Annotated in this window: 10 protein-coding genes and 2 pseudogenes; 10 read left to right on the plus strand and 2 right to left on the minus strand. The window is 52.7% G+C overall.

The features are described 5' to 3' along the window. Positions 1–201: 201 nt before the first annotated feature. From V8P86_RS18785 to V8P86_RS19060, 6 genes and pseudogenes are all read left to right on the plus strand, one after another. A complete protein-coding gene (locus V8P86_RS18785) occupies positions 202–1,533 on the plus strand; it encodes a cytochrome P450 (protein ID WP_336328824.1) in 1,332 nt (443 codons plus the stop codon). Between the two features lie 58 nt (positions 1,534–1,591). Further along, a pseudogene (locus tag V8P86_RS19055) lies at positions 1,592–2,128 on the plus strand (hypothetical protein). A gap of 853 nt (positions 2,129–2,981) precedes the next feature. After that, complete coding sequence (locus V8P86_RS18800) at positions 2,982–3,413, plus strand: NUDIX hydrolase (RefSeq protein WP_336328827.1); 432 nt, start codon at positions 2,982–2,984, stop codon at positions 3,411–3,413. Positions 3,414–3,515: 102 nt separating this feature from the next. Further along, a complete protein-coding gene (locus V8P86_RS18805; RefSeq protein WP_336328828.1) occupies positions 3,516–4,478 on the plus strand; it encodes an NAD-dependent epimerase/dehydratase family protein in 963 nt (320 codons plus the stop codon). 138 nt (positions 4,479–4,616) lie between these two features. Continuing rightward, positions 4,617–5,384 (plus strand): SDR family NAD(P)-dependent oxidoreductase, encoded by a 768-nt coding sequence (locus tag V8P86_RS18810; protein ID WP_442909435.1) that lies wholly within the window; start codon positions 4,617–4,619, stop codon positions 5,382–5,384. 100 nt (positions 5,385–5,484) lie between these two features. After that, positions 5,485–5,592 (plus strand): annotated as a pseudogene (locus tag V8P86_RS19060) (twin-arginine translocation signal domain-containing protein); the annotation flags it as partial. 339 nt (positions 5,593–5,931) lie between these two features. On the opposite strand, the gene V8P86_RS19065 reads toward V8P86_RS19060, so the two are convergent. Together V8P86_RS19065 and V8P86_RS18815 are read right to left on the minus strand one after the other, a co-directional pair. Then, positions 5,932–6,180 carry a hypothetical protein gene (locus V8P86_RS19065; protein ID WP_442909436.1) on the minus strand — a complete coding sequence of 83 codons (249 nt, stop codon included), beginning with the start codon at positions 6,178–6,180 and terminating at the stop codon, positions 5,932–5,934. Then, positions 6,111–7,100: a PAS domain-containing protein gene (locus tag V8P86_RS18815; RefSeq protein ID WP_336328834.1), complete on the minus strand. Its 990-nt coding sequence runs from the start codon at positions 7,098–7,100 to the stop codon at positions 6,111–6,113. Before V8P86_RS18815 ends, V8P86_RS19065 begins: the two co-directional genes overlap by 70 nt. 633 nt (positions 7,101–7,733) lie before the next feature. Between V8P86_RS18815 and V8P86_RS18820 the strand changes: the two genes are divergently transcribed. The 4 genes from V8P86_RS18820 (at position 7,734) to V8P86_RS18835 (ending at position 12,087) form a co-directional block, all read left to right on the plus strand. Further along, positions 7,734–8,414, plus strand: a complete 681-nt coding sequence (locus V8P86_RS18820) for a methyltransferase domain-containing protein (protein WP_336328830.1) — start codon at positions 7,734–7,736, stop codon at positions 8,412–8,414. Positions 8,415–9,193: 779 nt separating this feature from the next. Beyond that, on the plus strand, positions 9,194–9,481 hold the full coding sequence (locus tag V8P86_RS18825; RefSeq protein ID WP_336328831.1) for a PadR family transcriptional regulator: 288 nt from the start codon (positions 9,194–9,196) through the stop codon (positions 9,479–9,481). 222 nt (positions 9,482–9,703) lie between these two features. After that, complete coding sequence (gene wecB, locus V8P86_RS18830; RefSeq protein WP_336328832.1) at positions 9,704–10,804, plus strand: non-hydrolyzing UDP-N-acetylglucosamine 2-epimerase; 1,101 nt, start codon at positions 9,704–9,706, stop codon at positions 10,802–10,804. Beyond that, positions 10,801–12,087 carry a nucleotide sugar dehydrogenase gene (locus tag V8P86_RS18835; RefSeq protein ID WP_336328833.1) on the plus strand — a complete coding sequence of 429 codons (1,287 nt, stop codon included), beginning with the start codon at positions 10,801–10,803 and terminating at the stop codon, positions 12,085–12,087. The genes wecB and V8P86_RS18835 overlap by 4 nt, the downstream gene beginning before the upstream one ends. Positions 12,088–12,233 lie beyond the last annotated feature (146 nt).

Here is a 12,233-nt window from a genome sequence, read left to right on the forward strand (position 1 = left end):
TGACGCCTGGGGAGACTGCGACCGCTGTGGGGACTGACGGAGCAGGGTCTTCGTCGGTTCGTACAAGTCGCGGCGTTGAAACGGGAAGCCTCGGGGCTTGACCCCGAGGCGGTTCACCTGCTTGGCCTGAAGCGCAGAACGATCAAATCAGTCGATCAGTACCGCCCGAGGGTTTATTGAGAACAATTCCCTATCACGGTTGTGCAAACAACGCCACCAGGTCCGCGGGGAGAGCCGCTGTTTGGAAGCGGCCGGCAGTACTCCGCTGATCCGCTTCGGTTCGTCGAGGACATCGAGCGCGCGTACAACGGGATCGCTGCCTTCGAGATGGGGCCAATGGAGACCTATTTTGTCACTGAACCGTCGGCTATCGAAGAGGTCCTCGTCAGCGACGCCAACAGCTACCGGAAACCAGACTTTCAGAGCGATACGCTCGGTGATCTCCTCGGAGACGGGTTGTTGCTGAGCGAGGGAGAGACGTGGCAAAAACAACGACAACTCACGAATCCAGCGTTCACAATGGGCCGCCTCGCTGCCTTCGACGACCGAATTGCCGACCATACGACAGATCTGCTCGGTCGCTGGAACGGTGGAGAAACTCTTGATATGGAACTAGAGATGACTCGCGTGACTATCGATGTCATCTCGGATCTCATGCTCGGCACCGAACTGTCCGAACGCCAACTGAGCCAACTCCGGGAGAATCTGGAACCGATCGGCAAACAGTTCGAGCCAGATCCGATGCGGTTTGCGCTGCCCTCGTGGGTTCCGATGCCTGGCGACCGGGCCTATCAGTCAGCAGTATCGGCAGTCGACGAAGTCGTCGACGAAATTATCGCCCAACGCCGTGGCACCGAGGGCGGCGAAGACGGCCCGATGGATCTGCTTTCGATTCTCCTCAGAGCACAAGACAAAGGCGATCAATCCTCGGAACAACTTCGCGACGAAGTCGTGACAATGCTGCTGGCGGGTCACGACACGACTGCGCTGACCCTGACGTACACATGGTATCTGCTCTCTCAGCACCCGGAGAAACGTGAGCGAGTGTACGAAGAAGCGGATGCCATCGATGGCGAGCCGACAATCGACGATGTCAGAGAGTTCGAGTACATCGAGTGGGTCATCAACGAGGCGATGCGACTGTATCCGCCAGTCTATGCGCTGTTCCGGGAAGCCAAGGAGGATGTTGAACTCCTCGATTACGATATCCCTGAGGAGTCGATGATCATGCTTTCACAGTGGGCTGTCCACCGGTCGCCGACCTACTGGGAGGACCCCGAGGAGTTCCGCCCGGAGCGCTGGGCCGGAACCGAAGCCGAAGACCGTCCCCGATTCGCATACTTCCCGTTCGGCGGTGGGCCGCGTCACTGCATCGGGAAGAACCTCGCCAAACTGGAGGCACAGATCATCGTCGCGATGGTCGCCCAAGAGTACGAACTCACCTACACGGGTCCCGAGAAACTCAATCTCCGACCAACGCTCACACTACATCCACAGGACGGGATGGACATGGTCGTCTCTGAGCGGAACTGACCTGTCCCCCCACTAGAAACCAACAAGCTTTGATTCTACCCGGCGATTGCCCTCAATCATGGCGACGATAGACGCAGCGCTCGTCGAAAACTCACTCGAGTATTACAGCCAGACACAGGGAATCCTCCCGGATCGCCTGCACAGCGTTGGCGAGACATACCGAAACCAGGGGTATCTTACTCGCGCGCAACTGTACGATATCGCCTACGAATCTTCGACCCGAAGTGCCTACCACGTCGAGTCGAATCCCGAACAACGCTGCCGGACCGTCACAGCCAATGTCCGACGCGTCGACGATAATTTCTCGAAACTCTAATTTCTGACTAGGCTGCGCGGATTCAAAGCACCCACGGCCTCATGCGTTGTGACCGCCCTCGCTCCTGATCGTCACGCTGTCGTTGACACCCGGGTTTGGGCGACACTCGAACGATTTGGGTACGTCGACGGGCGCAAGGAAACGTTCGATCCCGACGATTACGTCACAATGATCGACCCGATTCGGGAGATCGCGGGGGACACGGGATTCACCACCGAGGAAGTTGGGTATGCACTCTTTGCCTACGACGACAAGCATCGCGAGGGGATTCTGCACTAATTTTGGAAATCATTTAATCCAGATAGGCATCTACTTTCCACTCCGATTAGACTCAAAAATATACCCGACCTGACAAAGCAAAGATATTATTTCAACTCTAGGATCCGGACTTTTCCACTCAGACAACACACGGTGATGACCGGAACTACTGTTATGAAAAATTCAATTTCTGCTACTTGGTTGATTGAGTGAATAACTTATTAACAAATATTGCGATGTATTCCTCTACCTGCCTGTTAGAATATTAAAGCACACCGGAACCCGGGAGTAGCGCGCTGTGACACATTTTACAGGCGGTAAATCCGTGATTGTTGAATACTCGAGTCTGTGTGTTACACAGCTCGCAAGTGCCATCATGGCCAGGAGTAATACCGTTTGTCGAACCTTTGCCATACGGAGTCGTCGTTGAGTCATCGTTTGGATCAGTTGAAGGACTTTCCATTCAAGATTACAACAAATAGTTACCGTGGTTTCAGTTAACACTTTATTTTTAATCTGTCACTTGCTGGAAAATTGGGCACATCTTATTCTATCCAAGTTATCCGAAATGTCCACTATTCTCACCTCGTGACACCAATAGACGTATGGTATGTGTGTTGATAATAAAAAATTCTGACGACGGCATAGGGTTGTTTACCGCCAATTACCCGGTAAAATCGGCCAAATTCGCTTCGACTGAGACATAATTTTTGTGTTCCAATGCCGTGAATCCGATCGGATTATAATGTAGAATCTATATAAATATCACAATATGTAATATGTGTGTCTTGTATTTTATTATAGAACAAATAATGCTAATCTCTTGTGTATATCCAGTTTGTACTTTAGTACAAATATTCTGAATGGCATGGGTATGTCCAGCCGAACTGAACAGCCAGCTAATGGAAGGTTAAAGCTCCGGAACAGTGCAAAAGCACTGGTCACCCGCGGTGACCGGACGCTCATTATAAAAGAGCGTCATGCCGATGGCTCCGTGTTCTGGACGATTCCCGGTGGTGGAACTCACCGAAACGAGTCGACAGCAGCCGCATTACGGCGGGAGTTATTTGAGGAGTTGCAGTGTCAGGGCACGATCGAAGATAGAGTTGCCCAGTACTGGTACGCCCACACGAGCCGTGACAAGACCGTCTCACAGTGGTCAGTCTACACCTGTACCCTCGTCTCTTCTGCCGAGCCAAATCCGACCGAGGGGATTCTCGCGAAACGCTGGGCCCTTCCGGAGGAGTTACCGCCCAGGACGCTCCCGCAGGTTCGATACCTCGTCGAAAGACACGTCTCTGAGTAATTTCGCCGGATCGAACTGGCAACGACGAAGAGAGACGGCCTCCGACTTATCACCCTGTGCTATTCGATTCATAACAATACCAGTGTTGGTGAAAAAACAGGTATGGACTCTCCTACCGACATCGATGCGGCTGAGTACGGAGTGACCGACAAGAATATTCTCGTCACCGGCGGTGCAGGATTCATCGGCAGCCATCTCGTCGACGCTCTCGTCGAAGAAAATTCTGTTACAGTCCTAGATAATCTCTCGAATGGTACGGTCGAAAACGTGAATCAGAAGGCCGAATTCGCGGCCGGAGACGTACGCGAACAGGACACCGTCGAACCACTGCTGCAAGCAGCGGATATCGTCTTTCATCAGGCGGGACTCGTCAGCGTCGAACAGTCGATTGCAGAGCCAACGGAGAGTCATGCCATCAACGCCACTGGAACGGTCACAGTCCTCGAAGCTGCGAGAAAAACTGACACACGAGTGGTTTCAGCGTCGAGTGCCGCCGTGTATGGTCACCCTCGTGAGATTCCGATCAATGAAACAGCCCGGCTGAAACCAACCTCGCCGTATGGAATCGACAAGGTCGCTTTGGACCAGTACACACGGCGGTTCGGTGAACTGTACGGCCTTCCAACCGTGGCGTTACGATATTTCAACGTCTACGGACCCAGACAGACCGCAACAGACTACAGCGGGGTCATCAGTATTTTTCGCGACCAAGCCACCGCCGGTGATCCGATCACCGTACACGGTGATGGAACACAGACACGAGATTTTGTCCACGTCTCCGATGTCGTCAGAGCAAATCTGCGGGCGGCGACCACGGATCATACTGCCGAGGCGTTCAACGTTGGCACCGGGACACAGACTAGTATCAACGAACTCGCGGCGGTCGTCCGAGATGTTGCCGACTCAGAGTCGAAGATTACGCACACGGCCCAGAGAGAAGGGGACATCACGCACAGCTGTGCCGACATAGAGAAGTCGAAGACCACCCTGAATTTTGAGCCAGAGGTGGCTCTCGCTGACGGGCTCCGAACGGTCATCCCGCCAACTCAGTGTCGCTCGGAGTGAAACCATTCGGTACCCACCACGCGTTTTGTGACGTGGTTCGTGCCGTGCGTCCTGATCCCTGTGGCTTTACCAGGACGTGATGAGTATCCGGCACGTATGACAGCAGACAGGGAGCAGTCGACGGCACAGTCGTTTGATATCGAACAGCAGTTCGATCTCTCCGGTGAGGTGGCAGTCGTCACCGGTGCGAGCAGAGGTATCGGACGAGCAATCGCAATCGGACTCGGCAGTGCGGGTGCAACGGTCGTGCCGACTGCGAGAACAAAGTCCGATCTCGAAGAGACAGTCTCACAGGTCGAGGCGGCCGGTGGCACCGGACTGGCGATCAGTTCGGACGTTTCGGAGGAAGAGAGCGTCGACGAACTGTTCGAGCGAACGGTCGAGGAGTTCGGGGGTGTCGATATCCTGGTCAACAACGCCGGAATGAATCCCGAATCTGCACTCGGCAAGCCCGAGACGATCGAAATCGAGAGATTTGACCAGACGCTTGCGGTGAATCTTCGCGGTGCCTTCCTCTGCGCGCAGAAGGCCGCAGAGTACCTGCAGGACGGCGATGGAGGAGCTATCGTCAACATTGCGAGCGTCGCGGGGCTGGTCGGCCTTCCCCGACAGCATCCCTACGTTGCCTCGAAACACGGACTGGTGGGGGTGACCAAGAGCATGGCACTGGACTGGGCGCCGGACGTACGCGTCAACGCCATCGCGCCGGGCTACGTCGAGACCGAATTTATCGACGAGGCCCTCGAAAGCGACTCTATCCGGCAGTCGCTGCTGGATCAGACGCCGCTGGATCGGTTTGCGGCTCCCGAGGAGATGGCCGGTCCCGCAGTCTTTCTCGCCTCTGAAGCGGGGTCGTACGTTACCGGAAGCTGTCTAACCGTCGACGGCGGCTGGCCCTCAAAATAACCACTTCATCTGCGCGTTCGCTTGTGGTGGCGGTCAGACCGAATACAATTGGTGATCCGACTGTTACGAATGATTCGCCTGCTATTTTACCACAGCCGGGATGAGCGAGCAAAGACAATCGCCTACGGCGTCGCCGTGGGCCAGCAGACGGCAGTTTCTGAAATTAGCAACACTTCTTACTGGCGGGGCGGTACTCGGAACAAGAGGTGTTAGCGGGCAGCAGGTGACTGCTATCACCAGTTGGCACGACCTAGAGGCTGTGCGCGATGCGCCGGGAGAGAACTATACGTTGGCGGCTGACCTTAATGCAGGCAGCCCCGGACACATTAAATGGGTCCGCAATCGCTACGGTGGCTGGCAACCGATCAGCTCGTTCAATGGGGTGTTCAGCGGTGGCAGACATGAAATCGCGGATTTCGTAATTGACCGCAAAGACGCTGTGGGGCTGTTCGCAACGAACCGGGGCGTGATCGACGAGGTTGGTCTCGACAACTGTGTTGTGAGCGGCGGGACCGATGTTGGCCCTCTCGTCGGGCGAAGCAAGGGATCAGTGCGCTGCGCGAATGCCCGTGGAGCAGTCTCTGGTCGGCAGGCGGTCGGTGATCACGTTGGGACGAACGATGGAGCCGAAAGCGGTGGTACTGTCCTCAATTCGGCTGCTAATTGTACCGTGTACGGCCAGCTCGATATCGGGAATACCTGGGCCATCGTCGGCGACGCGGATCGTCACCCGGTCTTCGGTGTCAGCGGTGACACTAAGTTGGACACTCGGTTCTGTGCGGTCGCTGTGCTGAATCGCGTTTTAGACGAGTTCGTCGACTCTGAGGCGGGAAAACTCTCTATTCCATCTACGTCGAGATCAATATGTGCGTCCGGATATTCGTCAGTGTATTCCACCCCGAGATCGGTCACGATCGGTCGAACAGCTACCGAGTCGGTGGTGTCGACTCGTTCGATGGTTTCGCCGAACTTCCTGACGTTCTGACTGAGTTCTGTGAGATCACCCGAATTCGCCTTGATTTCTTCGACACTCATTAACGCGTTTTCAAGCGGGAATGAACAGAGACGCACTCTCGCCTCGGTCGGATCGAGTCCTTCCAGTTCAGATTCGACGTGATCGGCATAGCCTGTGACGATGGTGAGTTTGTTGCGGAGATCATGCCGGAGGACGCGATTAAGAACTATCAGTCGCTGTTCGCGCTCTTTCCGATCAGTGATATCCCGCACTACCACTCTGAGCTCTGTTGCGTCGCCGTCCTCAACTCGCTCGCCCTTGATCTGTGCCCACCGGGTTCGTCCCGAAGCGGTGAGTCTCTGTGCCTCGATATCGAAATGGGTACCCTCAACGCGATAGGCTGTTAGGGCGTTCGAGATGCTTTCCTGGCTCTCAGGATGGAAATAGCCGTGCATTCTCGTACCGCGCTCGAAAGACGAGGAGACATCGTAGAGGTCACGCAGACTGACTGTCCAGTACAGAGTTTCCGCGTCAAGATTCACCTCCCACACGCCGACATCCGCCTGCGCTTCCGTCCGACGGATGTGATCTCGCTCCCGCCGGAGTCCACGTTCGCTCTCCTTCAGTTCCGTAATATCCCGGCCCTCAGGGATGAGTAGGGTAATGTCGCCGTTCCCGTCAGTTACCGGTCGAACTAATGAATCAATAACAGCTTCGCGGTCGGCACCCTGAATGGTAACCTCTGTCCGTGCGAAGTCGATCTTTGCCGCCTGTTCGACGGCGGTTTTTGATTCATTTTGAGTGGCTTGAGAGTGGGCGAACCACGGTGAGTTCCAGACCTTTTTTCGATGACAGCGTCGGGTTTAAGCTCGACGAACTCCAGTGCCGTCTCGACTGCCTCGATTACCGTTCTGACAGGTCTCATCTGCCCTGTGAATTGGTGGGTATTTTTGAAGATAGCCTCGAACCGCCGTTGTCGCTGTTTGTCCTTGGAAATATTTCGGCCAATTCCGACAGGCCCGAGCGATTCGCCGGTCTCGTTGGTCGTAACAGTTTCAGCGCGACTGGAAGGAAGACTACGGATATAAATATGGATTCTCGTCGAAATCACAACAGGCTGGCTGAGTGGGGTTGGATTTCTCGTTTAGTGAGAGCAGTCCAGTTGTTAGGCTCGATTACCGGTGAATCGCCTCAGCATAGTATATCAAAACTGGGTGGTGCGGTAATCTATATATATTCGTCTTTCACAACTTATAAACATGAGTTCACCGAGGAAAGGTTACAAAATCCTACGTGAGGAAGGCCCTTTGACATTCGCTCTGAGAGGCACGAAATATGCAGTGGAGCAAACGTATCACCAAACATGTAAAATTGGCTCAGGGAAAGTTTGCCCTATGTGCGATTTTTCTGGTCGAGCATTTGTCCCAGCAGGTCCACGGTCGCGAAGAGATGCAAAGTGCCCAAAATGTGGAGCGAGGGAGCGCCATCGACTATTGTGGTGCTACATTAAGAATGAGATAGACTGGGCCGAAAGTAATAAAGATATTCTGTACATTGCACCTACTGACCCAATCACAGAGAAACTCCGAGAACTTGAATGTAATATTACAAATGTAGATTTGAATATGCCAGACGTAGACGTACATTTGGATATGACGAACCTTCCTTTCGATAGCCAATCTTTTGATGGTATAATATGTTCACACGTATTGGAACATATCCCAGATGACCGTGCTGCTATGTCCGAGATGTATCGGATTTTGGCTCCAAATGGAGTTGCTTTAGTAATGGTTCCTAAAGCTAAAACTCGGGAAGACACCTACGAGGATGAGTCTATCACCTCGCCGAGAGACCGCGAAAAAGAATTTGGAACAAGATCCCACGTCCGATTATATGGTATGGATATTTCTCAACGTCTTTCTGAAACTGGCTTTGATGTGTCAGTCGTGACCTATGCCAGAGAGTTAGGAAAGGAAGCAACCGAAAGATACGGTTTAAGAATTGATGAGCAGTTTCTAGAGAGAGAGCTTGAAGATATCCATTATTGTAAGAAATCCCACAGTACAAGCAATTAACATTTCCGGTAAGGCTGTTTCCGAGGTACAACTCACTTTTAGTGAAATCCCTTACGGATCACCAAGCACAGGACGAGATAACGCTGTGTTCGCGGGGAATCCTTGACGGCTTCCTCTGAATTCGGTTCCTCGCCCTCACCCCACACGTTGCAACTCGATTTACGGAAATGATAGATTGGTTCGCTCATACTTTCCCTATTTGTAAACTAAGCTTCCTAAAAGGGAAAAATTTTAATAATTTAGAGTAATAATGGTGGGTGTGTGACCCCGCATTGTTGTCCTCGTGGAGTGATCTCTGATACGTTGCGGCTATTGTCAGCGTAATCGCCACTCTTTGTCCAAGTAGACAGCTATTCAGATCAAAAGTGGCGCCCAGGACGCACGGTACGCAGTTGCTGGCACACAAGCTGGGTTACCGGCGGCCAGGGTCCACTAATATTTTGATTTGGAACTAGTATAAAACTGTCGTCGGTGGGACTGTTTAGACAATTAGAGAAACAACGAACCACACCAGTACGGCATCCTGAGAGTAGAGTTAGTCCTCATCAGCGCTTGTTGTCTCGATATTAAAGCTTTCCCTGCCGCAATATTTCCCTAAATTGAGCAATCTGGCCACGGCCTCGTCCCTCACGTAGTGCATTGAATTTCCCCAATATCAGCAAAATCAGTAGGATGATGCTCCCTGATGATATATTCATAGAACTGACACTCAGAATAAGTTGCATTTTATGAGATTCATGAAATAATAACAAAGTCTCAAGGCCGATACCTCTGAAGTAATGACAGTCCCACTATTCGAGTTAACCAGTTTCCAGCGGGATATTCTCTATGTAACAATAGGAATTGAGCAGCCGTCGGGACAGGAAATCAAAGACGAACTTGAAGGCGAACAAAAGGAGATAACGCACGGTCGACTGTACCCAAATCTGGATACACTCGTCGACAAAGGCTATCTTGACAAGGGCATGCTTGATCGGCGAACGAATTTCTATAGCATCTCTCAGAAGGGCAAACAGACACTTCAAGACCGTTATGAGTGGGAACGCAAATACGTTGACTTCGATTGACTGGAGGTCCAAGTTCTCGGCGGCAGTCAGCATCTAAATAGTCTCCTGAGTGGATGTTCCCGTTGGACAAGACGTGTATAACAATAAGTATCATTACGGTAGTGAAATCCAGATCACCGAAAGATGGCGGTTCGGCTCAACACTTTACAATGATGATTGACGCACAATCCGACAGTCCTACTGACAGACAGCCAATGCAGAGCAAACAGGAATCCAGCAGCAATGAGTGATAACATTGCCGTCGTTCTTGGGACCCGTCCGGAAATCATCAAACTCGCACCGGTAATCCACGCGTGCGAAAACAACAATATTTCGTACACACTTGTTCATACCGGCCAACACTACTCTAATTCGCTCGATTCGGTCTTTTTCGAGCAACTTGGACTCCCAGATCCGGATTATAATTTAGAAGTCGGCTCTGCTTCACACGGCGAGCAGACTGGGGAGATGCTGATCCGATTCGAGACGATTCTCGAAACCATCTCTCCCGGGACCGTGCTAGTCCAAGGCGATACGAACAGCGTTCTCGCCGGGGCGATTGCTGCGAGTAAGCGCGATATCGAACTCGGCCATATTGAAGCCGGACTTCGGAGCAACGACCGCGAGATGCCCGAGGAAATAAATAGAGTACTCGCTGATCACGCCGCCGATTCACTATTTGCACCGACAAAACACAGTAAGCAGAATCTCCTCAACGAGGGGATCGCTCAATCTCGGATCGAAGTCACCGGCAACACTGTCGTCGACGCTCTCTACCGCAATCGAAGTTTGGCTATTAAAAATAGCACAGTTTGCTCCGAACTGGGCATCGCTGACCAGGAGTTTTGCTTGTTAACATTACACCGGCAGGAAAACGTCGACGATCCGAAGCGGTTCCAAGCGCTGCTTTTCAGCGCGAGTAGCGCAGCGGAGAAACACGATCTCCCTGTGATTTATCCGATCCATCCGCGAGCCAAAAAGCGGATCAAAGAGTTCAAACTTGACGTGCCGGATCGACTTCAGCTCATTGATCCGCAGGAGTATCTGGATTTCATTCGATTAGAGGATGAGGCAACGATCGTCCTGACCGATTCCGGTGGGGTGCAAGAAGAAAGTTGTATTCTCGGTACACCCTGTGTTACACTGCGTGACAGCACAGAGCGCCCAGAGACAGTATCAGTTGGGGCGAATATCCTCGCCGATCACGACCCTGCAACAATCGTGGCGAGTGTGGATAAGATGCTCGCAGCAGACGGCAACTGGGAGAATCCCTTCGGTGATGGCCACGCTGCCGAACGAATCTTACAGTCCGTACAGCCACAGGTAGAGGTGATCCAGACATGAGTTCGGTCTGCGTCCACGGCCTTGGCTACGTCGGCCTGCCAACCGCAGCAATGCTTGCGAACAATGGCCACGATGTTTTCGGCTACGATGTTGACGAGGCGGTGAGAGATATACTGCGATCTGGTGATACCCACATTAAAGAACCTAGACTGCGGGCGTTCGTCACCCAAGCACTCTCATCTGACAAACTGGAGATTACTGATGAGCTTGTGCCCGCAGAATACCAGATTATCTGTGTACCCACGCCGTTCGACGACACGTCAAAGTCGGCAGACCTCAGTTATGTCCAAGATGTCGGCCGCGCCATAGCACCAAGCCTCCGGGAGGGAGATACGGTTATTCTTGAGTCGACAGTCCCACCCGGAACGACGACTGACGAACTCCAGCCACTGCTCGAAGCATCAGGGCTCGTTGCCGGTGAGGATTTTGCGCTCGCGTACTCTCCGGAGACGGTGTTGCCTGGTAATGTCATCTTGGAACTGCGCGAGAACAACAGGATCGTTGGTGGTGTCAACGAAGTCTCCGCAGAGTCCGCCGTCCGCCTGTACGACTCCTTTGTCACCGGGAAAATCCGCGTCACTTGTGACCCAACCGTTGCGGAGTTTATCAAACTCATCCAGAACACCTCTCGGGATGTAAGCATCGCCTTCGCAAACGAAACTGCACGGCTTGCACATGATTATAACATTAAGTCTCGGGAAGCGATCAAATTGGCAAACGAACATCCGCGGGTTAATATTCTCCAACCCGGGCCCGGTGTTGGTGGCCACTGCTTACCGATCGATCCGTGGTTTCTTGATGCCGACTCCGACGAACTGAATCTGATCTCAACAGCCCGAGAGGTCAACAATGGAATGGTAGAATTCGTATGTGATCTCCTCCGACAAGAACTCAACGCGTTCGATCAAGCGAGGATTGCTGTCTTAGGTATCGCTTACAAAGGGAATGTCTCTGATACGCGCATGAGTCCGGGCCTGCGACTCGCCCAAGAACTCACCAGTCAGGAGCAAACCGCACTCGCGACCGACGGAGGCTCAGGCAACTGTCCCGAAGTCGTGATCCAAGATCCACACGTTACTGACCCAGATCTTGAGCTGACCGACCTCAAATCAGCCACCGAGGGCGCTGATGCGCTTGTGATCACAGCCGATCACGATGAGTACAAACAGCTTGACCCATCGGCGATCATTGACCGAATGGAGGGCAACGTTGTCGTTGATACGAAAGCTCTTCTTGAATCGAAAGCCTGGCACGAGGCTGGCTTTATTCTCCGAATTGTGTAAGTAAGGTTGTTATTATCTGCCAGCCGACTATACTGCGGTGACAGGCCTGTTGTGATTCGGTAAGTATAATCGGTACTTCCCAATCGAGAATTCGGAAGCCGAGTTGAATTGGTGTGAGCCGTTCAATCTCGGAGCGGTAGCTGAGT

The organism is Halovenus anhuiensis (assembly GCF_037080055.1).
Lineage (GTDB): Archaea > Halobacteriota > Halobacteria > Halobacteriales > Haloarculaceae > Halovenus.

Coding starts and splice junctions, on each gene's coding strand:
- V8P86_RS18820 (WP_336328830.1), top strand. CDS start 7,734: ATGTGCGATTTTTCTGGTCGAGCATTTGTCCCAGCAGGTCCACGGTCG.
- wecB (WP_336328832.1), top strand. CDS start 9,704: ATGAGTGATAACATTGCCGTCGTTCTTGGGACCCGTCCGGAAATCATC.
- V8P86_RS18825 (WP_336328831.1), top strand. CDS start 9,194: ATGACAGTCCCACTATTCGAGTTAACCAGTTTCCAGCGGGATATTCTC.
- V8P86_RS18800 (WP_336328827.1), top strand. CDS start 2,982: ATGTCCAGCCGAACTGAACAGCCAGCTAATGGAAGGTTAAAGCTCCGG.
- V8P86_RS18805 (WP_336328828.1), top strand. CDS start 3,516: ATGGACTCTCCTACCGACATCGATGCGGCTGAGTACGGAGTGACCGAC.
- V8P86_RS18835 (WP_336328833.1), top strand. CDS start 10,801: ATGAGTTCGGTCTGCGTCCACGGCCTTGGCTACGTCGGCCTGCCAACC.